The 23,896-nt window shown below is 43.7% G+C and carries 19 protein-coding genes and 1 tRNA gene; 16 read left to right on the forward strand and 4 right to left on the reverse strand.

Features of this window, described 5'->3' with window-relative positions:
* The first annotated feature begins 64 nt into the window (after nt 1-64).
* The 4 genes from FQ608_RS12675 (at nt 65) to FQ608_RS12690 (ending at nt 3,912) form a co-directional block, all read left to right on the forward strand.
* Nucleotides 65-1,162: an efflux RND transporter periplasmic adaptor subunit gene (locus FQ608_RS12675; RefSeq protein ID WP_317168921.1), complete on the forward strand. Its 1,098-nt coding sequence runs from the start codon at nt 65-67 to the stop codon at nt 1,160-1,162.
* A complete protein-coding gene (locus FQ608_RS12680) occupies nt 1,159-2,418 on the forward strand; it encodes an ABC transporter permease (RefSeq protein WP_158858605.1) in 1,260 nt (419 codons plus the stop codon). Before FQ608_RS12675 ends, FQ608_RS12680 begins: the two co-directional genes overlap by 4 nt.
* Nucleotides 2,419-2,531: 113 nt before the next feature.
* Entirely contained in the window at nt 2,532-3,215 is a 684-nt protein-coding gene (locus FQ608_RS12685) for an ABC transporter ATP-binding protein (RefSeq protein WP_158858606.1), read from the forward strand.
* A 16-nt stretch (nt 3,216-3,231) separates the two neighbouring features.
* Entirely contained in the window at nt 3,232-3,912 is a 681-nt protein-coding gene (locus FQ608_RS12690) for a transposase (protein ID WP_158858607.1), read from the forward strand.
* A 137-nt stretch (nt 3,913-4,049) separates the two neighbouring features.
* On the opposite strand, the gene FQ608_RS12695 is transcribed toward FQ608_RS12690, so the two are convergent.
* The gene (locus FQ608_RS12695) at nt 4,050-5,411 is read right to left on the reverse strand and encodes a DEAD/DEAH box helicase (RefSeq protein WP_158858608.1); all 1,362 of its coding nucleotides are present in this window, start codon (nt 5,409-5,411) and stop codon (nt 4,050-4,052) included.
* 50 nt (nt 5,412-5,461) lie between these two features.
* On the opposite strand from FQ608_RS12695, the gene FQ608_RS12700 reads away from it, so the two are divergent.
* From FQ608_RS12700 to FQ608_RS12720, 5 genes are all read left to right on the forward strand, one after another.
* Nucleotides 5,462-6,805: a dihydroorotase gene (locus FQ608_RS12700; protein ID WP_158858609.1), complete on the forward strand. Its 1,344-nt coding sequence runs from the start codon at nt 5,462-5,464 to the stop codon at nt 6,803-6,805.
* Between the two features lie 77 nt (nt 6,806-6,882).
* A tRNA-His gene (locus tag FQ608_RS12705) sits at nt 6,883-6,958 on the forward strand.
* 380 nt (nt 6,959-7,338) lie between these two features.
* Nucleotides 7,339-9,255 (forward strand): amylo-alpha-1,6-glucosidase, encoded by a 1,917-nt coding sequence (locus FQ608_RS12710; RefSeq protein WP_158858610.1) that lies wholly within the window; start codon nt 7,339-7,341, stop codon nt 9,253-9,255.
* Between the two features lie 11 nt (nt 9,256-9,266).
* A complete protein-coding gene (locus tag FQ608_RS12715; protein WP_158858611.1) occupies nt 9,267-10,547 on the forward strand; it encodes a glycosyltransferase family 4 protein in 1,281 nt (426 codons plus the stop codon).
* 3 nt (nt 10,548-10,550) lie between these two features.
* On the forward strand, nt 10,551-11,759 hold the full coding sequence (locus tag FQ608_RS12720; RefSeq protein WP_158858612.1) for a glycoside hydrolase family 57 protein: 1,209 nt from the start codon (nt 10,551-10,553) through the stop codon (nt 11,757-11,759).
* A gap of 74 nt (nt 11,760-11,833) precedes the next feature.
* Here the strand turns inward: FQ608_RS12720 and FQ608_RS12725 are convergent, their stop codons facing one another.
* From FQ608_RS12725 to FQ608_RS12735, 3 genes are all read right to left on the reverse strand, one after another.
* Nucleotides 11,834-12,295 (reverse strand): YehS family protein, encoded by a 462-nt coding sequence (locus FQ608_RS12725; RefSeq protein WP_158858613.1) that lies wholly within the window; start codon nt 12,293-12,295, stop codon nt 11,834-11,836.
* A gap of 149 nt (nt 12,296-12,444) precedes the next feature.
* Nucleotides 12,445-15,063, reverse strand: coding sequence for an ATP-dependent chaperone ClpB (clpB, locus tag FQ608_RS12730; RefSeq protein WP_158858614.1), 2,619 nt, complete (start codon nt 15,061-15,063; stop codon nt 12,445-12,447).
* A 273-nt stretch (nt 15,064-15,336) separates the two neighbouring features.
* Nucleotides 15,337-16,053 (reverse strand): RDD family protein, encoded by a 717-nt coding sequence (locus tag FQ608_RS12735; RefSeq protein WP_158858615.1) that lies wholly within the window; start codon nt 16,051-16,053, stop codon nt 15,337-15,339.
* A gap of 36 nt (nt 16,054-16,089) precedes the next feature.
* On the opposite strand from FQ608_RS12735, the gene FQ608_RS12740 reads away from it, so the two are divergent.
* The 7 genes from FQ608_RS12740 to rlmN all read left to right on the forward strand — a co-directional run bounded on the left by FQ608_RS12740 (nt 16,090) and on the right by rlmN (nt 23,870).
* Nucleotides 16,090-17,070: a stage II sporulation protein M gene (locus FQ608_RS12740; RefSeq protein WP_158858616.1), complete on the forward strand. Its 981-nt coding sequence runs from the start codon at nt 16,090-16,092 to the stop codon at nt 17,068-17,070.
* On the forward strand, nt 17,045-17,893 hold the full coding sequence (locus FQ608_RS12745) for a hypothetical protein (protein WP_158858617.1): 849 nt from the start codon (nt 17,045-17,047) through the stop codon (nt 17,891-17,893). Before FQ608_RS12740 ends, FQ608_RS12745 begins: the two co-directional genes overlap by 26 nt.
* A complete protein-coding gene (locus tag FQ608_RS12750; protein ID WP_158858618.1) occupies nt 17,874-18,626 on the forward strand; it encodes a DUF4129 domain-containing protein in 753 nt (250 codons plus the stop codon). The genes FQ608_RS12745 and FQ608_RS12750 overlap by 20 nt, the downstream gene beginning before the upstream one ends.
* Entirely contained in the window at nt 18,623-19,852 is a 1,230-nt protein-coding gene (locus FQ608_RS12755; protein WP_158858619.1) for a DUF4350 domain-containing protein, read from the forward strand. The genes FQ608_RS12750 and FQ608_RS12755 overlap by 4 nt, the downstream gene beginning before the upstream one ends.
* The gene (locus FQ608_RS12760; RefSeq protein WP_158858620.1) at nt 19,836-20,867 is read left to right on the forward strand and encodes an AAA family ATPase; all 1,032 of its coding nucleotides are present in this window, start codon (nt 19,836-19,838) and stop codon (nt 20,865-20,867) included. The genes FQ608_RS12755 and FQ608_RS12760 overlap by 17 nt, the downstream gene beginning before the upstream one ends.
* Nucleotides 20,864-22,204: a DUF58 domain-containing protein gene (locus FQ608_RS12765; RefSeq protein WP_234364186.1), complete on the forward strand. Its 1,341-nt coding sequence runs from the start codon at nt 20,864-20,866 to the stop codon at nt 22,202-22,204. The genes FQ608_RS12760 and FQ608_RS12765 overlap by 4 nt, the downstream gene beginning before the upstream one ends.
* A 598-nt stretch (nt 22,205-22,802) precedes the next feature.
* Nucleotides 22,803-23,870, forward strand: a complete 1,068-nt coding sequence (gene rlmN / locus FQ608_RS12770; RefSeq protein ID WP_158858621.1) for a 23S rRNA (adenine(2503)-C(2))-methyltransferase RlmN — start codon at nt 22,803-22,805, stop codon at nt 23,868-23,870.
* Nucleotides 23,871-23,896 lie beyond the last annotated feature (26 nt).

Here is a 23,896-nt window from a genome sequence, read left to right on the forward strand (position 1 = left end):
TTTCTTAATTTTAGAATACCGAATCTAGATCTTTTAATAGCTTTTAAAATCAAAACGATCAATCATGTCAACTATGAGATGTACACCCTTTATGTTTTTAGGGATGGTTTTTCTTGGAATTTTTTCCTGTAGTTCTTCTGAGGAAAAGGTTTTTCCGATCAGGGAAAATATTTCAGAATCTGTCTATGCCTCGGGATTAATTCGATCAAGATATCAGTACCAAGCTTACGCAAATGCCAATGGAATAATTCAGGAGATTTTTGTTGTTGAGGGGGATACCGTGGAGGTAGGTACCCCGATTTTATCCATTAGTAACGAAGCTGCCAGATTGAACCGGGAAAATGCCGAACTGAATAGAGCCTACGCTGACCGGCAGGCCAATCAGACAAGGCTGAACGATCTTGAAATGAGTATTGCCTATTCAAAAACCAAATACGAAAACGATTCTTTACTGCTCGAAAGGCAAAAAAGATTAAGAGATCAAGGGATAGGCGCGGCAGTGGAATTGGAGCAAAGGCAATTGGCTTTTGACAATTCCAAAACGGCCTATGAAACATCCAGACTGCGCTATCAGGACCTGAAACGTGAAATAGATTTTAACGAAAGAAGTGCCTCAAAAAACCTGGCTATTACTAAGGCGCTTGAAAGTGATTTGGTACTCAAAAGTGAGATAAAGGGAAGGGTGTATGCCATTCTTAAGGAAAAGGGCGAAATGGTCAATGCCCAAACACCGCTTGCGGTAATAGGCAGTGCCACTGAGTATATATTGGAAATGCAGGTAGATGAATACGATATAGTCAACGTGTCAAGAGGTCAGCGGATTTTGATTTCCATGGATAGCTATAGGGGGCAGACCTTTGAAGGGATTGTATCCAAAGTCAATCCCATCATGGATGAACAAAGCAAGAGTTTTACGGTGGAGGGGATTTTTGTCGATGAGCCAAAAGTTCTTTATCCTAACCTAACTTTGGAAGCCAATATAATCATTCAGAGTAGGGAAAACGCGCTGACCTTGCCAAGGGCATTTATCCTCCATGATCAATATGTAGTCAACTCCACTGGGGATACCATCGCCATTCGGTTGGGTATCAAAGATTATCAAAAAGCAGAGATACTTGAGGGAATAGATGAAAATGCAGAGATAATCAAACCGATGCAATGAAAATAGGACTAATATTAAATATTGCAAAGGCCTTGATGGTGGCAAGGTTTAAGCAGACCTTTATTGCCGCTATAGGAGTTGTGTTTAGTATTACCATGTTCGTGGCCCTGCTGGGCTTTATGAATGGGCTTAATCAGTTACTTGACGGGCTGATTTTAAACAGGACACCCCACATTCGATTTTATAACGACGTCAAGCCCAGTCCCAATCAACCCATTGATCTTTCTGGAAAATTCACGGGTTTTTATAATATTATCCGATCGATCAAACCTGCTGCTAGCCGATTGAGCATCTATAACAATGAAGCAATTATTAGAACCCTACAAGAGGATTCGAGGGTATTAGGCGTAGCGCCGAAAATCTCCGCACAGGTGTTTTACAATGTGGGGACCATTGACATTACCGGTGTCATTAATGGGATTGATGTGGAGCAAGAGGCTCGCTTGTTCGCGTTTGAGGATTACGTGACTGTAGGGAATTTTATGGATTTGAAGAATACGGCCAATAGTATCATTTTGGGAAAAGGGGCGGCGGACAGAATGATGGCGGAAATTGGAGATGTCATCCAGGCTACCACTGCCCAGGGAAACAGAATTCAACTTAAAGTGGTGGGCTACTATCAGTCCGGTTTGGGGGATTTAGATAATGTGCAGAGCTATGCATCCATCAACACGACGCAGAAAATGCTTGGTGAATCAGCGTCCTACATTACAGATATACAGACAAAGCTGAATGATTTTGAACAGGCGCCAGCAATGGCTAAAGAATATAGGGAGATTTTTGGTATAGATGCCGACGATATTCAAACCGTGAATGCCCAGTTCGAAACAGGAACACAGATCAGGACCTTAATCAGTTATGCGGTCGGCATTACCTTGCTGGTGGTGTCCGGGTTTGGGATTTACAATATTCTGAATATGATGATATATGAAAAGATGGATACCATAGCCATCTTAAAAGCGATTGGTTTTTCAGGATCCGATGTAAATAAAATTTTCATTACCATTGCGTTGACTATTGGTGTGTTTGGCGGAATTATCGGCCTTTTATTTGGATTTCTTGCGGGACTGGGAATCGAACGTATTCCGTTTGAAACAGAGGCACTGCCCACCGTCAAGACCTTTCCTGTCGATTTCAATCCGAAATACTATGTAATAGGGGGCGTATTCAGTCTGATTACGACTTATTTTGCAGGTTATTTTCCTGCCAGGAAGGCCAGTGGTGTGGATCCGGTGGATATTATTAGGGGGAAATAGATACAAGCCATAAAAGTTATTGTCAAACCTATCAACCTATCAACCAATTAAAAATTAAAAATTACGAATTACGAATAAAAACCCATCAACCTAAAAACCATATTTTCATTCGCATGAGAGGAAAACCAGTTCTTGAAGCCAAAGGAATCAATAAATATTTTTACAGCCCGGTGAAAACCCAGGTCTTGAAGGAAGTGACCTTTCAGGTAACAAGGGGCGAATTCGTGTCTGTAATGGGCAAATCCGGTTGTGGAAAGTCAACATTGCTTTATATACTATCCACCATGGATACGGATTATGAGGGCAATCTGTGGATTGATGAAGAACTAGTTACTCAGAAAAACTCTAATATCCTTTCAAAGATCAGGAATGAGAAAATAGGTTTTGTCTTTCAGTTTCACTACCTGCTCAATGAATTCTCTGTATTGGAAAATGTTATGATTCCCGGACTTAAACTGGATCAAAAATCCAGGCAGGAACTTGAGCATATAGCGATGGAAAAACTCAAGATATTTGACATGCAGGATCACGCCTTGAAAAAAGCATATCAACTCTCAGGCGGCCAAAAACAAAGAGTGGCCGTTGCGCGGGCTTTGATGAATGATCCGCTGATTATCATGGGGGATGAACCTACCGGAAATCTGGACAAGAAAAATTCAGATATTGTATTCAACATTTTCAAGGACTTGGCCAAGGAGTTTCACCAGACCATGTTGATTGTCACCCATGACCCTGAATTTGCGGAAGGCACGGACAGGATTATTGAAATGGAGGATGGGTACATCATAAAGCAGTAATTTTAGATTTTTTGCCATGGATAAATACAAAAACAAATACCGCATACCCTCGGCCCGTGCGCAATGGTGGGATTACGGCTGGAATGGAGCCTATTTTATCACCATTTGCTCAGCAAATCGCAAACATTACTTTGGGGAAATAAAAAATGGGCAGATGCAATTATCCCACCTCGGGGTGATTGCCGATATTTTGTGGCATGAAATACCGCACCATTCAAAATTCGCTGATTTGGGTGATTTTGTGGTGATGCCCAACCATATCCATGGCATTTTGATCTTAAACAAACCCTATTCTGATAATTCCTGGGAATCATCGGCAGGGGAATTATCGGCAGGGGAATCATCGGCAGGGGAATTATCAGTACAGACAGGGCATGCCCTGTCTCTGCAGCCACCGCCACCGCCACCGCCATCCCCACCACGGCCACAATCCCCATTGCCCCCATCGCATCCCGAAAATCAAAAAACAATCGGCCAACAACGATTCCAAAATCAGGGCGGAAATACTGTATCATCGATAATTGGCGGCTACAAATCTGCTGTAACCAAACACGCCAACCGAATGAACTTGAAAAACGGATGGCAAACCCGATTCCATGATCACATCATTCGTGATGATGCGGAATACCAAAGGATTTCAAATTACATTATAAACAATCCGGAAAATTGGAATGAAGATGGATTCCGAAACGGATAATTGAAATTATAGTGGGCCAAAAATTGAGAATATTCCCCAATTTTTATCTAAAATCATGAAATTGCTCAAAAACAGCTAATGGATGATTTTCGTCGGAAATGGAATTGATGGATAAGTGCCCAAATTTCATCGTTCCCCTATTTGTTCTTCCACTTACTTTTCGTTTTCATCTGATTACGGTTTCTTTTGGCTTTGGAATTTTTGTTTCCGCGTTTCTTTTCCAAAGGCTTTGCGGGGTTGGTTTTTGGCCGCTCTTTCTTGTCGTGAAAGGCCCCCTTAAAATCAGGATCATCTCGTCTCTTCTGTAAATCCAGTTCACGTTCGTATCCCTGCTTTTCCTCATAGGGGGTAGGAGCTATAGGAACTTCCTCGGGAATGGGTGCTTCCGGCACCTGCATCCTGATAATGGACTCAATCCGCTCAAAGTGATATACCTCTGCTGGATTGATAAAGGTAATGGCAGCTCCGTCTTTTTCCGCCCTGCCGGTACGGCCTATACGGTGTACGTAGTCTTCATAGATAAGAGGCACGTCAAAATTTATTACGTGGCTTACCTCCGTGATATCCAGCCCCCGAGCCGCCACGTCGGTGGCTACTAGGATGCGCACATCCCCGGCCTTGAAGAGGTCCATGGAGTTTATTCTCGTATTTTGGCCTTTATTGGCATGGATGACTTTGACTTCACCAATATCCCTGCGTTCCAAAAAGTGAAACACCGCTTCTGCATTTTTCTTGGACTTGGTAAAGACGATTACCCGATTCAGCGTTTCCTTTGTAAAGAGGTGCTCCAGGAGGTCGATTTTGGTTTTGATGTTGGGAACATAATATTTGACTTGCTGAATAGTTTCAGCAGTAGTGGCCTGGGGAGCGATTTCAATTTTCTCAGGAAATTCCAAAAACTCCTGGGAGAGCCGTTCTATCCGCTCATTAAAGGTGGCCGAGAACAACAAATTTTGGCGCTTGACGGGAATGATTTCCAGTATTGCCCTGATCTGCGGCATAAAGCCCATATCCAGCATCTTATCGGCCTCATCCATCACCATGGTTTTGATGTCCCTTGTGTAGACCTCCCCCCGTTTGTACAAATCCATAAACCGTCCCGGTGTGGCAATGATCAGATCCACGCCTTTTTGCACGGTTTCTATTTGCGTTTTCGGACCCAATCCGCCAAAGAGGCTGACATACCGCAGGTCTGTGTGCTTGCCAAAGCGAATCACCTCCTGCTCAATCTGTAGGACAAGTTCCCGGGTTGGAGCCAATATTAGCGCCCTGGGATGATTTCCTTGGGCATATTTTATTTTATACAAAATGGGCAAAACATATGCTGCTGTTTTTCCAGTACCCGTCTGGGCAATTCCCAGAATGTCATGTCCAGCAAGGGCTAGGGGTATGGCCCTATCCTGAATGGGGGTCGGTTTTTCATAGCCCGACTCCGCTACGGCCTCCAACAGCTGTTTGTTTAACTTAAATTTTTCGAAAGATGGTAGGCTATCGGACATGATTTTATAATTTTATGGCGGCAAGTAAAAGGAAACCTAAAAGCAATACCATGAAGAAGATACTGATCCGCGGTGCAAATATAGTAAATGAGGGCAAGATTATGCGGGGAGATGTGTATATAAAAGAAGGGATATTCTTTGCCGTCGGTGGGAATTTGTCCGAATACGAAGTTGATGTGGAAATAGACGGGGAAGGGAAATACCTATTTCCCGGCTTGATTGACGATCAGGTACACTTCCGGGAGCCTGGATTGACGCACAAAGGCGACATCTATACCGAAAGTAAAGCCGCTGTTGCCGGGGGAATCACTTCCTACATGGAGATGCCCAATACCCAACCGCAAACAACTACATTGGCCTTATTGGAAGAGAAATATTCCATGGCTGCGGAAAAATCCCTGGCGAATTTTTCCTTTTACTTTGGGGCGACGAATGACAACTTGGAGGAATTACTTCAAGTAGATCCCGCCAATGTCTGCGGTATTAAAGTTTTTCAGGGATCTTCAACCGGAAACATGTTGGTCGACAATCCCGAAAGCCTGGAAAGTATTTTTAGGGAATGCAAGTTGCTCATTGCCACCCATAGCGAAAACGATCAAATCATTAAAGCCAATCTGGAAAAATACAAGGACGAATTTGGAGATGATATTCCTGTATCCTGCCATCCCAAGATACGTTCTGAAGAAGCGTGTTACGATGCTTCCAAAAAGGTAGTGGACCTGGCTAGAATGTATGGCAGCAAATTGCATGTACTTCATATCAGTACAGCGAAAGAAGTAATGCTCTTTGATGAAGACCTTCCGTTAGAAACTAAACGTATTACCGCGGAGGCCTGTGTGCACCATCTCTGGTTTTCTGATGCGGATTACGAAGAGAAGGGGAATTTTATCAAATGGAATCCCGCCGTTAAAACAGCCGCGGACAGGGATGCTATATTAAAAGGAGTATTGGAAGGCAAAATCGATATTATAGCTACCGATCATGCGCCGCATACTTTGGAGGAAAAATCGGAATCCTACTTAAAGGCACCCTCAGGAGGACCATTGGTTCAGCATAGTTTGGTCGCTTTGTTGGAGATGTATCATCAGAATAAGATTAGGCTTGAGGAGATAGTACAAAAAACCAGTCATAATCCCGCCATACTTTTTGAGATAGAGAAGAGGGGGTATATCCGGCCCGGGTACCATGCGGATTTGGTATTGGTGGATTTGGATGATCCTTGGGAGGTGAGCAGGGAAAATGTGCTGTCCAAATGCGGATGGTCGCCTTTTGAAGGACAAACCTTCCAGTCAAAAGTAACCCATACGATTGTGTCCGGTCACTTAGCGTACGAAAATGGGACATTTCATGAAGAAGTAAAGGGAAGCAGGTTAAAATTTGAAAGAAAAATGTAAGCAGTTATTGTCTTAATAGAAAAAGGATATTACCTTTGCATTCCATTACAGCGAAAGCAATGTAGTCGATTTAATACGGTGATTGTAGCTCAGCTGGTTAGAGCGCTGGTTTGTGGCACCAGAGGTCGCCGGTTCGAACCCGGTCATTCACCCAAGGTCCTTTCTGTAATAAGAAAGGACCTTGTTTTTTTAAAATAAGATGTCGAAAATGGCATCCTATTTGATAAGTTGGTCTGAAGTTTAAAAGGTAAAGAAATGTTTAGATTATTTAATCCTTCAAAAAATTTCCCAAAAGTGCAGACTGTGAATATCAGAGATATTCAAATGTATATGGTAAAATTTGAGGAATCACTCAAGGCGTTGGAAGAAGTTCAGAAAGAGTCATTTAGTACAACATCGAGCTAATAAAATGGGGATATTTAAAATATCCCCATTTTTGTTTTCTTAAAATTTCAAATTGTTTTTTTCAAGATTTATTTTTCTTTCCAAAGGTTTAAACTATTTTTATAAAAACCTAAAAACTTTATGCTTAGATGAGCTACATACATTTTGACAAGACTCAACTTATAAACCTGAATTATTCCTTGGAAAAAGAAATCATCCGTTCAAACAGGTCCGGATGCTACACAAGCACTACCATTATTGGGTGTAATACCAGGAAATATCATGGACTTTTAGTAGCCCCACAGCCACAGATAGATTCGCAGTTGCATGTGTTGCTTTCTAATGTTCATGAAGCCATTGTCCAAAAAGGGTCAAGTTTTAATTTGGGGATAAATAAATATCCCGGGAACTATTCTCCCAGGGGACACAAATATTTGGAGGATTTTGATTCGGAACCCAACCCTAAGCTTACTTATCGGGTAGGAGGAGTGGTGTTGGAAAAGGAAATTATTCTGGACACCCATGTAGACCGAGTTATGGTCAAATACACACTGGTAGATGCCCATACACCCACTAAACTAAGAATTAGCCCCTATCTAGCATTCCGAAGTTATCATGCCTTATCCAAGGCTAACACCTATGTCAATAAGAAATTCGAAAAAATCAATCAAGGGGTAAAATTTCGCTTGTATGAAGCATACAGTGATTTATCGCTTCAGATTTCTAAGGAGAATGAATTTGTTCCAGCGCCTGATTGGTTCTACAATATTGAATATATTCGGGAGATTGAGCGCGGCTATGATTATCAGGAGGATTTATATGTACCCGGTTATTTTGAGTTTGATATTGAAAAGGGGGAGTCTATTATATTTTCGGCAGGTCTGGAGGAAGCTAATCCCGACAAATTAATACAGGCCTTTGATAATGAGGTAAGTAGAAGGACTCCCAGGGACAATTTTGAAAACTGCCTCAAAAACTCTGCCGGGCAGTTTATCAGCAGGAGAAACGGAGAGACCCGCGTAATTGCTGGTTATCCTTGGTTTGGTTGGTGGGGAAGGGATACCTTTATAGCACTTCCCGGATTAACCCTTACACTTGGTGATACCAAGACATTTCTCGAGGTAATGGACACCATGTCTAGAGACCTTATGGGACCACTTTTCCCAAATGTTGGGAGTGGGGTAATGACCAACATGAATTCCATTGACGCACCGCTTTGGTATTTTTGGGCACTGCAGCAGTATGTTGTATTCACCGGAGACGAACAGACCATAAAGGACAAATATTTGGGAAAATGCAAGGGGATTATTGACGGCCTGCTTGAAGGCACCGAATTTAATATACATGTTCAGGAGGACGGCTTATTGTATGGCGGGATGGACGGTACTGCACTGACCTGGATGGATGCAGTGACAGCTGACGGACCTGTAACCCAACGGCGCGGGTGTCCCGTAGAGATTAATGCCTTATGGTACAATGCACTGAAATTCTACGAGAGTCTGACGGGTGATACAGAGATAGGTGATTTAGCAGAAAAAGTGGGAAAGAGTTTTGTAAAGGAATTTTGGGATGAAAAGAGGGGGTACTTGGCCGATGTGGTCGATGGAGATAAAAAGGACTGGTCAATCCGGCCCAACATGGTTTTTGCGACATCGCTTCCTTATTCCCCACTGTCCGAAGAGCAAAAGGACAGGGTTTTGGAAGTAATTAAAAGCAATTTATTTACAAACAGAGGGCTCAGAACTCTAGCCCCAAGCGACCCCTCCTACAAGGGATACTACCTCGGGAACCAATACGAGCGGGACAATGCCTATCATCAGGGCACAGTTTGGCCGTGGTTGATGGGGCATTTTGCAGAGGGGTATATCAAACTTCACGGCAAATCCGGTAAGAAGTTTATAGAAACTATGGTCAGTAGTTTTGACGGTGTAATGACCCAATACGGGATAGGAACTGTAGCTGAAATCTACGACGGAGACCCTCCGCATAGACCTAAAGGGGCGATCTCCCAAGCTTGGAGTGTTGGGGAATTGTTAAGAATGAAATCAATAGTCAAAAACTATTAAAAGGATCTTTCATGAAAGTATTAATGTTTGGGTGGGAATTTCCCCCTCATATCTCCGGAGGATTGGGCACCGCATGTTACGGGTTGGTGAAGGGACTGGCCCACCATAAGCAGGACATGATATTTGTTGTTCCCAAACTTTGGGGGGACGAAGATCCGCTGGCTGAATTTGTCAATGCAAGTGACATTGAAATTGACTACAGGGAAAAACGCTTCAAACAAATTTGGAAGAATCTGACCTATCTAGAAGTTAGTTCATATTTGGTTCCTTACCTAAGTCCTGAACAGTATTCGTCCTACACCCAGGGTATGAAGGAAGGCAGTGAAAACCTTGACGACAGTGTGTTCTCCACCAAGTTTAATTTTAGCGGGAAATATGGAAAGGATCTAATCCAAGAAGTGTCTAGGTATGCGCTTGTTGCCGCCCAGATAGCCAAAGATAAAAATCACGATATAATTCATGCCCATGACTGGCTTGCCTTTCCGGCGGGAATTGCGGCAAAAACAATCAGCGGTAAGCCCCTGGTAGCTCACGTTCACGCCACTGAATTTGACCGGTCTGGCCAGACGGTAAATCAGCAGGTTTATGCCATCGAGCGTGCAGGCATGGAGGCGGCTGATAAAATAGTCGCTGTAAGCCAGCTCACAAAAAATACGATTGTAGCCAAATATGGAATTCCTGAGGAAAAGGTAGTAGTGCTGCATAATGCGGTCTTGGATACCAGTGCCATCACGTACAAGGCTACCAAGATGGTACCCGAAAAGATAGTTACCTTTTTGGGAAGAATCACGTTTCAAAAAGGCCCGGAATATTTTGTGGAGGCAGCGGCAAAAGTATTGAAAAGGGACGAAAATGTTCGCTTTGTAATGGCTGGATCGGGGGATTTGCTTAATCCCATGATCCAACGGGTAGCTGAACTACGGATAGGAACCAAGTTCCATTTTACAGGATTTCTTAAAGGGAATGATGTGGACCACATGTTTGCCATTAGTGACGTATATGTCATGCCTTCCGTGTCAGAGCCATTTGGGATTTCACCCTTGGAGGCGGTTCGCCACAATACTCCGGTGATCATATCCAAGCAGTCCGGTGTGGCCGAGGTTTTGCAAAATGCAGTAAAAGTCGACTTCTGGGATATTGATGCCATGGCGGATGCTATCTTTGCCTTGCTGCATTACAATGGCATATCCAAGATGTTTAAGGAATTGGGTCGTGAGGAGCTCAAAAAATTGAAGTGGGAACACGTCGCTTTGAAACTTATCAATATTTACAAAGAAACCGTTAAAAAATAGTATATGAGAACCATCTGTTTTTACTTTCAGGTACATCAACCCTATCGCCTAAAACCATACCGATTTTTTGAAATTGGAGATGACCATAATTATTGGGATGATTTCTCCAACAAGAGCATCATGCGTAAAGTGGCCGAGAAATGCTACATTCCAATGAACAATTTATTGCTGGAGTTAATCCATAGGAATAATGGTGCCTTCAAAGTAAGTTTTTCGATCTCCGGAACCTTTTTGGATCAGATGCAGGAATATGCCCCGGATGTGCTCGAAAGCTTCCAAAAACTGGTGGCAACAGGTCATGTGGAGTTGCTAAACGAAACCTATGGACACTCCCTCTGCGCTTTGAAAAGCGAAAGCGAATTCAAGGACATGGTCCACTCACATCAGCAAAAAATAAAGGAACTCTTTAATGGATATACCCCCAAAGTATTTCGGAATACAGAATTGATTTATTCCGATACCATCGGCAAGATGGTATATGAAATGGGATATGAAGGGATTCTGACTGAAGGGGCCAAGCATATCCTGGGATGGAAAAGCCCCAATTATGTATATGTTAATTCCTTGGAGCCCAAGCTAAAGGTACTGCTCAAAAATTTCCGACTCAGTGATGATATCGCTTTCCGATTTGGGGAGCCCAAATGGTCTGATTACCCGCTGACCACTGATAAGTTTGTCAAATGGATCAATCAGATACCCCAAGAAGAGGAAGTGCTGAACTTGTTCATGGACTATGAGACCTTTGGAGAGCATCAGTGGGCGGAAACAGGAATTTTTGATTTTATGAAACACCTGCCGGAAGCGGTTTTTGCCGGTTCTGACTTTGGATTTTCCGCGCCATCGGAGGTGATTGCCCAAGCCTCCCCCGTAGGAATGATACATGTCCCTACTCCCATCAGCTGGGCGGATGAAGAGCGTGACCTTACAGCATGGTTGGGAAATGACCTTCAGGATGAGGCCTTTGACCGTCTGTATGAACTGGAAAAACGGGTCAAGAAATCCAAAAATCCGGATATCCACCGGGATTGGAATTACTTGCAGACCAGTGACCATTTCTATTACATGTGTACGAAGTTTTTCTCCGACGGTGACATTCATGCCTACTTTAGTCCCTACGAGAGTCCTTATGAAGCCTTTATAAACTATATGAACGTGTTGAGTGACTTTATGCTTAGGCTAAAGGAGGAAGAACAGGCATCTGTCGCCAATTAGACTATTCTATAAAAATTCAAAGCCTCTGCAAGATATTACAGAGGCTTTTTTGTGGTCCTCAAACTTTAAGGTTTTTATTCAGGTCTGTGGGTGAGTCGAAGCCCTCTCAAAAAATTCCTGAGAACCTGATCTTTGCAAGGTCGGTATTGGGATTGGGACGGATTGCGGAAAAACGCACTCAACTCGTGCTTACTGATATGTTGACCTGTCTTTGATAATATTTCCAACATGTCCTCGTCCTGAAGTGACAGGGCAATTCGGATTTTTCTCAACACGCCGTTATTACTTAGGGTTTTTTCAACTACGAGAGGTTTGTCATCCTTTTTACCCCTTTCTTTCACAATCCATCCATTTAGAAACTGGGCCAAGTCTTTGTCATAAATGGGTTTAAATGCAGGATCATCGTCTTTCTTTAGCCAGTCGGAGACCTCTGACCGGGTTGCTGGTCTTCCCCCCAATTCAAACAAGGACATCATTTGGTCATCACTGAAATCAAAGGTGTATCGAAGGCTTCGAAGGGTATCGTTATTATTCATGCAGCGGAGTTGAGTTCAAATTATTATATAGCCAAAGATAGGAAACTTCTACTATAGAGCTTACAGATGGTCTGCCTTGATGCAAAAAAAGGCCCTGGAAACGTCCCAGGGCCTTCGTTTGTACATTATTTGATTCTATTTTTGAGAAATTAGCCCACTTCCACAGCCTCGATATTTTTGAAATAAATCTGCTTATCCGAATCCAAATCCACCAAGACAGCACTGTCGTTTTTGATGTAGCCACTGAGGATTTGCTTGGAAAGCTCGTTCAATACAAGTCGCTGCATGGTTCGCTTTAGGGGTCTGGCACCATACTGCGCATCGAAACCTACCTCGCCCAAATGATCCAACACGTCCGTCGTTGCATCTATCTCGATGCCAGACTCCGCCAGTCTGCTTTGGATTTCTCTCCATTGTATGTCCACGATTGTCCGGATGATGGCTTTGTTGAGCGGTTCAAACATAATGACCTCATCGATGCGGTTAAGGAATTCTGGTCGCACTGATTTCTTTAGCAAGCCGAATACCTCCGCTTTGGTGTCCTCCATGACCTGCTCCTTGTTCCATTCTTCCATCGTGTCGAACCGTTCTTGGATCAGTGTTGAGCCAATATTGGTCGTCATGATGATGATTGTATTTTTAAAATTGGCCAATCTGCCCTTATTGTCGGTCAAGCGTCCGTCATCCAAAACCTGCAGTAGGATATTGAATACATCCGGATGTGCCTTTTCGATCTCGTCCAGCAGAACGACAGAATAAGGCTTTCTTCGCACTGCCTCCGTCAACTGACCTCCTTCGTCGTAACCAACGTAGCCGGGAGGTGCTCCTACCAGCCTGCTTACGGCATGGCGTTCCTGATATTCAGACATGTCAATCCGAACCATCGCATTGTCATCGTTGAAGAGGTACTCAGCTAGGGCTTTTGCCAGTTCGGTCTTACCTACTCCTGTAGTACCAAGGAAAATAAAGGAACCAATCGGCCGCTTTGGATCCTGAAGGCCCGCGCGGCTTCTACGTACGGCGTCAGAAAGGGCAGTGATGGCCTCCCTTTGGCCTGCCACCCGTTTGCCCAACTCATCTTCCAAGTGCAGCAATTTTTCACGCTCACTTTGCACCATTTTCGAAAGGGGTATGCCAGTCCATTTCGACACGACAGACGCAATATCCTCGATGTCGACTTCTTCTTTCAGCAACGGTGAACCTTCCTGCATCACTTTCAACTGCTCCTGAAAGGAAATGAGTTTTTTCTCACTTTCACCTATTTTCCCATATCTGATTTCTGCAACTTTCCCGAAATCCCCAGCCCTTTCGGCCTGTTCAGCTTCGATTTTTAGCTTATCGATGTGCTCTTTTTCCCGCTGAATACCCTGTATAACGGCTTTTTCACTTTCCCATTTGGCTTTTACGGTTTGTCTTTTTTCGGATAGGTCAGCGATTTCTTTGCTAAGTACGGTTTCCTTGTCCTTGTTTTTTTCTCTTCGGATCGCTTCCCTCTCAATTTCCAACTGCATTACGCGGCGGTTGAGCTCGTCAAGTTCCTGTGGAAGGGAGTCGATCTCCATCCGAATTTTCGCAGCTGCCTCATCCATCAGGTCAATAGCTTTGTCGGGGAGGTAGCGGTCGGAAATATACCGTTGGGAAAGCTCCACAGCGGCAATAACCGCGTCATCCTTTATGCGTACCCCGTGGTGGAGTTCATATTTGTCCTTGATACCCCGAAGGATTGAAATGGCATCTGCCGCATCGGGTTCGTCCACGATCACCTGCTGAAACCTACGCTCTAGTGCCTTGTCTTTTTCGATGTATTTTTGATATTCCTTGAGAGTGGTCGCTCCGATGGCGTGTAATTCACCCCGAGCAAGTGCCGGCTTCAGTAAGTTGGCCGCATCCATCGCACCTTCGCCACCACCTCCGGCACCGATCAGGGTATGAATTTCGTCAATAAAGAGGATGATCTGACCTTCCGAGTCCGTCACTTCCTTGATGACTGATTTCAACCTTTCCTCAAACTCCCCCTTGTATTTGGCACCGGCCACCAACAATCCCATGTCCAAGGAAATTATAGTTTTACTCTTCAAGTTTTCAGGCACGTCTCCGCTTACGATGCGTTGGGCAAGGCCTTCTACGATCGCAGTCTTTCCCACACCGGGCTCTCCCAATAGGATGGGGTTGTTTTTTGTCCTTCTGGCAAGAATCTGCAGTACCCTGCGGATCTCCTCATCCCTTCCTATCACAGGATCGATTTTGCCCTTCTTGGCCAGTTCATTTAGGTTTTTGGAGTATTTTTCCAAAGACCTGTATTTGGATTCTGCGTTTGGATCTGTCACTTTATTTCCTTGTCTAAGTTCTTTTATTGCCTCGGTTAATGCTTTTTCATTTACCCCTTGATCTTTTAATAGACCTGCGGCAGCCTCTGAACCAGCAAGTATAGCTAGAAGCAGGTGCTCTACCGCCACATATTCATCACCAAAGGATTTCAGGTAGTCTTTTGCCTTTTGAAATACTTGGTTGGTGGTATTGGATAGATAGGGTTGTTGTTGACCTGATACTTTGGGAAACCTTTTAATGATTTCTTCAAGCTTTTGTTGAATCAGATTGGGGTTGATGCTTAGTTTTTTTAGGATAAAACCGGTGACATTTTCATCTTCGAGTAGGATAGCTTTGAGCAGGTGAGCTGGCTCAAGTACCTGTTGCTGTTCGGCCGTACAAAGCTCCAATGCTTTTTGTACAGCTTCCTGTGATTTTATGGTGAATTGTTTGAAATCCATGCCTTTGATGAGTTTGTTTGAAGATCAGTTCAGTATTATCGCCTGTTTTACCCATTAAAACAAATATGTTACCAAATTTCAAAATTTGAATTACCCTGAAAAAACGTCCGAATACGAACAGGTTAAGACATAAATCCAGCCGTTTTGTCAGTCATTGAGATAGACGAATTCCCCTTAATCTAGATTGGTAATCACTTTCCGCACGTTTCTCAGCGGTCAGGAATGTACGAAATTTTTTGATTAAGTTAAAATTTGGTTTATTGAGCTACTTATTTATTGTTGGGTATAAAAAGCATAATCAGTAATAATCTGCTGAAGAAACTCCAAGGATCGTTGTTCATGGGTCACTGCAAGAAGAGAGGAGGTTTGTTCAGCAAGCTTTTTAATCACTTGGAACTCCCTTTTTACCAGTGCCTTGTCCAAAATGGTTTTTATCTGCTGAATTTGGGCATCCGTAAGCTGGGTTACCTGTGGGTAGCGCGGGGAGTAATTTTCCGGTAAGGAGACCATGAGGCTTGTGCCTAGAGTTGGGTTGTTTTTCTCGCTTATTACGGTAGTACCCGCAGCCATATCCCCCAGGCGCTGACCTTTGCCGCCGACCAAGATCACTAAGACGGCTATTCCGCCGGATGTGAGGGAAATGTCAATCAGTCGAAGTACCCAACGTATAAAAAAAGTAAACATGTCGGGTTTGGATCCGTCCAACTTGACGACACGTAGCTGCATGGCGGCTTTTCCGGGGGTACGGCCATTCATAAAGGTTTCGAAAAGAAAAAAATACAACAACAACGGCACGGCGAGAATCATGTAAATCACCCACATTTCGTTGCCTCCAGATGGATTCATGTTTCCCATGCCTATTAATAAAATTAGGATATAGGCGACTTGAACAACTATATCTATGAAGTAGGCAAGGATTCGGTCGCCAACTCCGGCAATTGTTTGCTGAATTCGGATATTTTGTGCCGTTTCTATTTGAAAATTATCCATTTATTTCTTTATTTGATAAAAAACTTTTTGGTACCTATGCGAGAGGCAGCATTTATAAAGGCAAATAAAGATAAATGGTTAGCATTTGAAAATGTGCTGCAACATAAAATAAATATTTCTCCGGATGAACTGGCAGATTTATATTTGGAAGTGACGGACCACCTCAGTTATGCCAGAACCTTTTACCCCCAAAGCAATACCTCCGCATACCTCAACCAATTGGCTACGCAATCTCACCTGCTATTATATAAAACCAAGAAAAATGCTTCTAGACAGTGGTTTTCTTTTTTCATCACTGACTTTCCGTTGATGTTTCATCAATACAGGGGTGTTCTGGCAGTTGCCTTTTTGGTGTTTGTTGTATTTTCCGCTATTGGTGCGTTCAGTGCAGCGACAGATGCGGCTTTTGTCCGAAGCATTTTGGGAGATGAGTATGTCAACCAAACGTTGCAAAATATAGATCAGGGAGATCCCATGGCCATTTATAAAAGTTCCGGATCCATTGAGATGTTTCTTGGGATTACCATAAACAATATCCGGGTGGCAATCACGGCATTTGCCATGGGAATGTTGCTCGGAATAGGAACTCTCTATGTCTTAATGAAAAACGGCGTGATGTTGGGTTCTTTTCAGTATTTCTTTGCCGATAAGGATCTATTTTGGGAATCATTCCGTACGATTTGGATTCACGGAACTATAGAAATATCCGTCATCATCATTGCCGGCTGTGCAGGGCTCGTGGTAGGGAACTCCATTTTGTTTCCAAGGAGCTACCCCCGGTTGCAGTCCTTTAAGCGTGGGGTGATGGATGGGGCGAAGATCATGTTGAGTACGGTTCCTTTTTTTATCCTTGCGGGGTTTTTGGAAGGATTCGTTACCCGGCAAACCCAGATGCCGGTAGTTTTGGCCTGGGTTATAATATTGGGTTCTTTAGGGTTGATTTTGTTTTATTTTGTTTTTTATCCATATCATTTAAACCGCAAACATTCTCATGGAAAACCAACACATTCAACTTAAAGCTGAAAGAAGCATTAGTGCAATTATTTCAGATAGTTTTAAATTCGCAAGAAGTAATTTTGAGGCATTGAAGTCCCTTTTTATCAAGGGCCTATTAATCCCATTCATCATTCTAATATTGCTAAGCGGCATTCAAGCCGCTTACACCCCTATCAATTTTTCCCCAGATCCGGATATTACTCCTTTTGGCCTGACTTATTTTTTAATAATGGTTGCATCCGTAGTTTACATGGTGTTGATGGTTGGTATCGTATTGAACTTTGTCAAAGCATACGCCAACAATACAAGGGAAATTGATCAGCCGACTGTAATTATTCAAGGGAGAAATGTAGCACTATCCTTATTGGGATATGTTGTTGTGATGGTGATTTTGGTGGCGTTGGGAATGATATTGCTCATCTTGCCCGGGATATTTATCTATGTTCCACTGATTGTGGGCTATGTGGCACTTGTGATGGAAAATAAATCCATCAAAGCGGCGATTTCCAGGGGATTTCAGCTGGTAAAGGGAGAATGGTGGGTGACTTTCGGTACACTCTTAGGTGTAAGTATTGTTTTTGGAATCATTTCCTTTGCCTTCCAACTGCCTGTTTTTGTTTACGGGATGTTGAGGGGATTTGGTGTGGCGGAGGAAGTCTCTGCTTCAGCAGGGGGGGTCGATATTGTTGCTGCCGTATTGACCATGGTGTCTGCTGCTCTCACCTATCTGTTGTATATAGTATTTATTATAGCCTTGGCATTGATTTACTTCGACCTTGACGAAAAAAAGGGAAGTACAGGCTTATTGGAACAAATCAAACATCTTGGAAAAGAGGAAATATAAGATCATACTTAGTTTGGCCTGGGCATGCTTAGGCCTATTATCTCTTGATTTATGCGCCCAAGGAGCAACTTCTTTGGGAGAGGAGCACTGGGACTTGGCACCGAGGGAACAAGTTGTTTTCGACAGTTTTTCCATAGAGAAATTTAAAAATGACCCGGCATTCGCTTATTACGAGGAAATTGCTGACGAATCATTCTGGAATAGAATCAGACGATGGCCGGAGAAAATTTGGGATAAATTTTGGGCTTGGATCTTGGCTGGTGAAGAAGCCACTGGATTGATAGCTTGGATGATACGGATCCTTCCTTATATAGCGGTGGCGGGAATGCTGGCCGTATTGGTATGGATTCTAGCCAACTTGGAACGGGACGTTTCTGGTAGAGGAGCCATGCAAAACAGTCAAGTCCGCATGCTTGCTGAGGAAGACATCATACACCATACTGCTATAGGTCAACTTATAGAACAAGCCATAACTGCTGGAAACTACCCCTTGGCGATACGGTATTATTACCTTCAAACCCTACAGTTGCTGACCCAAAAAGGGCTGATCACCTGGCAGGACCAGAAGACGAATGCAGATTACATGCGGGAAATTCCCAATGGAAACCTGAAGGATACTTTTGCCCGGGTTACCCTGGCCTATGATTCTATCTGGTACGGAAAATTCGAAGTGGATGAATTGCTTTTCTCCCGAACGGTACAATCCTTTGAACGGCTAAAAGCATTGCTATGAAAAAAGGACAGGTATTGCTAGCCGCTGGATTACTGATCATTGTCACTGCTATTTTTTTCTTTGAATCCTTCTCCGATCCTCCGGTAAATTGGAACGATAGTTTTTATAAATCGGATAATATACCCCGGGGATCCATGGTTTTCCATGAAGCCCTTCAAGCTTGGGCCGGCGAGGAGCGGTTTGTGGAGGTAAACATACCGGTGTTTGAATTTATGCGGGATTCTACAATAAAGGGTACCTACTTCCTATTTAACAGAAGCCTTACCTGGAATGCCACCACTACCCATCAGCTTATGGATTGGGTGGCTGAAGGAAATACGCTGTTTATGGCCGCCAGTGAGTTGGATGAATTTCTTCTTGATACTTTGGGCCTAATCATTGAAAGGCGATTGGAATATGATATAGCAGCGAGTTCCCTCTATCTGGACTTGATCAATCCCCACCTAAATCCACAAATACCGATTCAATACGACAGGGAAGAACCGCTTGTCGCTTTTACCGAAATGAAAAGCATTTGGTCCCCTCAAGTACTTGGCAGGGGAGCTAAGGTGTCGTCGGACCAATTGCCAGATTGGAGTGAAGCCGATATTAATTTCGTCTCTGTGGAAATGGGAGAAGGTAGGATTTTTTTACATACCTTTCCGGCTATTTTTACCAATTACTTTCTGTTAAAAGATGACAACTTCGCCTATATGCGCGGTGTCCTTGCCTATCTTCCCGATGATAATCCGCTGTATGTTGACAGTTACTACAAGGTGGGGAAGTCTTTTTACAGTTCTCCCCTTTACGTGCTTCTAGGCACCCGGTCGTTGAAGATGGCCTACTACATACTTTTGGCAATGGTTGTACTCTGGGTGTTGTTTGTAGGCAAACGCCGGCAAGCGGCAATTCCTGTCATCCTTCCCCCAAAAAACCAGTCACTTGCCTTTGTTGATACCCTGGCATCCATGTACCTAGCCAAAGGTGACCACAAGGCCTTGGCCACTCATCAAATCAATTACCTCTTTGAATACCTTCGAAGAACTCACCACATAGGCACGGAGCACCGGGATTCAGAGTGGCGCAGACGGCTTTCTGAAAAATATGGAGAGACCTTAAATGCGACTGAGGAGGCCGTTGATTTTATAGAAGAACTGCTAAAAAGCAAGACTGTTACACCAAAAGAACTTATCCGATTAAATCAACTTGTAACCAACTATACACAGCGCCATGACAGCACAACATGAAGATCCCCAAAATGACAGGGAAGAAAGCCAGCCAATGAATGAAGGGGACGACTTCCAATCCCGCCTGCCCTTGCATGAGCTGAAAGAAGCGGTGGATCAAGTAAAATCGGAGCTAAATGCTATTATTATAGGGCAGGAGTCCTTTATAGAGCAGCTTATTGTGGCTCTTTTGGCCAATGGCCACGTTTTGATAGAAGGAGTTCCAGGCATTGCCAAGACCATTACTGCCAAGCTATTCGCCCGAACACTTGATACCGGATATAGCCGTATCCAATTTACCCCCGACCTGATGCCAAGCGATGTGCTGGGTACGTCAATACTGAACAGGCAAAGTAGTCAGTTTGAGTTTAGGCCAGGGCCTGTTTTTTCAAACATTGTTCTTATAGATGAAATCAACCGTGCCCCCGCCAAAACCCAGTCGGCCCTATTTGAGGTCATGGAGGAACGTCAAATTACTCTTGACGGAAAACGGATGAGCATGGATTTCCCTTTTATGGTTTTGGCTACCCAAAACCCCATCGAACAGGAGGGCACCTACGCCTTGCCGGAGGCACAACTGGATCGATTTTTATTTAAGATCAACGTATCCTATCCTTCCTTGGAAGAAGAGGTTCTTATCCTCAAATCCCACCACCACCGAAAAGGGGAGGATCCGTTACCAAAAATTAGGCAAATCTTAAACCCCGAATCCTTGGCTACTTATCGCAAACTGACCGCAGAAGTATTGCTGGAGGAAAAGATAATGCGCTATATTGCCGAACTGGTTATCAAGACCAGAAATCATCCCCATTTGTTTTTGGGAGGTTCCCCGAGAGCTTCCTTGGCCATTATGCATGCGTCCCAGGCTTTTGCGGCTATTGCGGGAAGGGATTTTGTGACTCCCGATGATGTAAAAAAATCCGCGTTACCTGTGCTTTGTCATCGGTTGATCCTTACGCCGGAGCGGGAGATGGAGGGCATGACGGCCGAATCGGTCATTGATACAGTCATTCAGACCACACCTGTGCCGCGATGAGTATGGTCCGCTTTTTCAGGAGCCTTTACCTTCCTCCTAGGCCTTTTTATTTGTTAGCCGGGATCGGGTTGCTTTTTATGCTTTCCTATTGGGTGACGTTCCTCTACCCCGTTAGCGTTATCCTCCTATGGCTAATGTTGCTGGCGATTCTGGGTGATGCGGTGTGGTTGTTTGCTTCGTCAAAAGGAATTATTTCGAGTAGATTCCTGCCGGATAAGCTTTCCAACGGTGATCCCAACCCGGTAAGTATCCATGTAACAAGTGGATATCGATTTCCGGTAAATCTTGAAATTATCGACGAACTGCCTGCGCAGTTTCAGAAGAGGGATTTTTTGCTAAAGCTACGGCTGGAGAGCTTTGACACCCGGCAGCTAATCTATGAAGTGACGCCGCTTCAACGGGGAAATTATGTGTTTGGGTATCTACATGTCTATGTTTGCTCCCAATTGGGATTGATAAGAAGGAGGTTTAGTTCTGATCAGGGGCAGTCGGTAAAGGTGTATCCCTCCTTTATACAGATGAGAAAATTTGACTTTTTAGCTTCGGACAAGAAGAGCCTTTCTTATGGAGTCAAGCGGATTAGAAGGCTTGGGCACTCCATGGAGTTTGACCGTATCAAAGACTATGTAGCGGGTGATGATGTACGGGCTGTCAACTGGAAGGCAACAGCCAAACAGTCCGACCTGATGGTTAACCAATTTCAGACAGAGAAATCTCAACCAATTTACCTACTGATTGATACGGGACGGGTCATGAAGATGCCTTTTTCTGGAATGACCCTGCTGGACTATGCCATCAACAGTTCCCTGGCATTTGCCAACTTAGCCCTTAAGAAAAAGGACAAGGTAGGCATGATTAGTTTTTCCAATGGCATCCACCAGGCCTTGCCGGCAAGTAATAGCCGCTCCCAACTTCGTGGATTATCCGAGGCCCTATATCCCATAGCCACCCAGTTTCATGACACCGATTTCGGCGTAATCTACGGTACCGTCAAAAGGAAAGTACCGCAGCGGAGTCTGCTAATTCTGTTCACCAATTTCGAACATATGGGGGGATTAAGAAGGCAATTGCCCTTTCTGCAGGGATTGGCCCGTAAGCACCTACTTGTGGTGGTCATCTTTCAAAATACCGAAATGCAGGAATTGCTAGAGTCTCCAGCGGCAGATTTATCGGACATTTACCGCAAGACTGTAGCACAGAAGTTTGATGTGGAAAAGCGGCAAATGGTCTTGGAGTTGGGAAAGCGGGGCATCCAGGCAATCCTGACTCCTCCGGAGGAACTGACCGTAAATGCCATCAACAAATACTTGGAGATTAAGGCGAAGGGGATGTTGTGAAAAGTTATTTTCGAGTAGCGTTTTTGATATTGGGGAATTGAAATATGGCCTACGCCTGAAATATGGGGAATGATATTGCTAGATATTGGATATTAATTGATATTAGATATATGTTGAGACCGGAGTGCGGCGGTTAGGGGATATGGAGGAAATATGGTAGAAATATGGCCTGCGCCCGAAATATCGCCTAAGGTTTTAATATGGTAGAAATTGGAGAGTAGTTAGCTTTTTTTCAAGGGTGCTTGTGAATTAATTAATCGCATCGTAACATTTTTTCATACCTAATCCCTCTTTATTGAATGTCAAGCTAACCACTTGTTATGATGTTCTAGAAAGTTTTCACTACGAGTATATTGATTCTTCAGGTTTTACTTTCAGCCTATTATCTATTTGTTGTCTTTGCCCTATTTCCGACAATTTTCTCCTTTATAGATACCCCTTTAAATAGATAAAATCCTATCAATACGTAAAGCAGAAACTTTTCTTTGTAGCTCATCGGCCTCACGAAAACTCTTATCTTTTGAGCTATAAACACTTAGCTGTGAAAAATTGTACTATTCGCTGATTATTCCTAACAAGTAATACGTACCTTTGCAGGATGAATCAGGAAAGCAGTAGGAGAGACATTAGAAAGCTAAGCTTGCGGGAATTGGAGGAATTTTTTGTTTCCATAGGAGACAAAAAATTCCGGGCCAAGCAAGTATACGATTGGCTGTGGAACAAAACCCTGAAAAATTTTTCTGACATGTCCAATATTTCCAAGGCTACAAGGGAATTATTGGAAAAACATTTTATCATCAATCACGTCCATGTGGATCAAATACAGCGGAGTAGTGACGGGACTATAAAAAATGCAGTCAAGTTATTTGACGGAAATATTGTTGAGTCCGTGCTTATCCCTACGCCGAAGCGGATTACTGCCTGTGTATCCTCGCAGGTGGGATGCAGCTTGGACTGTAATTTCTGTGCAACAGCCAGGCTCAAGCGGATGCGAAACCTAAATCCGGATGAAATATTCGATCAGGTAGCTACCATAATGGAGGAGGCAAGCTTATATCATGACAGGCCTCTAACTAATATCGTATTTATGGGCATGGGTGAACCCCTACTGAACTATGCCAATGTGTTGGCAGCCATCGAGAAAATCACTTCACCGGAGGGCTTGGGAATGTCGCCGAAGCGAATTACAGTATCTACGGTGGGAGTGTGTAAAATGATCAAAAAGCTAGCGGATGATGACGTGAAGTTCAACTTGGCGGTATCTCTCCATTCCGCAATCAATGAGACTAGAAGCAGACTCATGCCTATCAATGATACGAATCCTGTAGAAGACTTGGCAGAGGCACTCCGATACTGGTATGCCAAAACAAGACGCAAGGTGACCTATGAATACGTCATCTGGAAAGGCATCAATGACGACGAACACCATGCCCATGCACTTGCCAAATTTTGCAAAATCATTCCTTCCAAAGTAAATCTTATCCAGTATAACCCTATTGATGATGGGGAATTTCAACAGGCCGATCCAGAAAAAGTGGACATGTATTTGCGAATTATGGAGGGTCAGGGCATCATTGCCAAAGTTCGAAAATCCAGGGGGCAGGATATTGATGCTGCTTGTGGACAGCTAGCCAATAAAAACGACTTGGAATTGATACCTGAATGAAGTGGACCAAAATCCTATATTATATA

Origin of the sequence: Lunatibacter salilacus, from assembly GCF_009797935.1 — a bacterium.
Taxonomy (GTDB): domain Bacteria; phylum Bacteroidota; class Bacteroidia; order Cytophagales; family Cyclobacteriaceae; genus Lunatibacter; species Lunatibacter salilacus.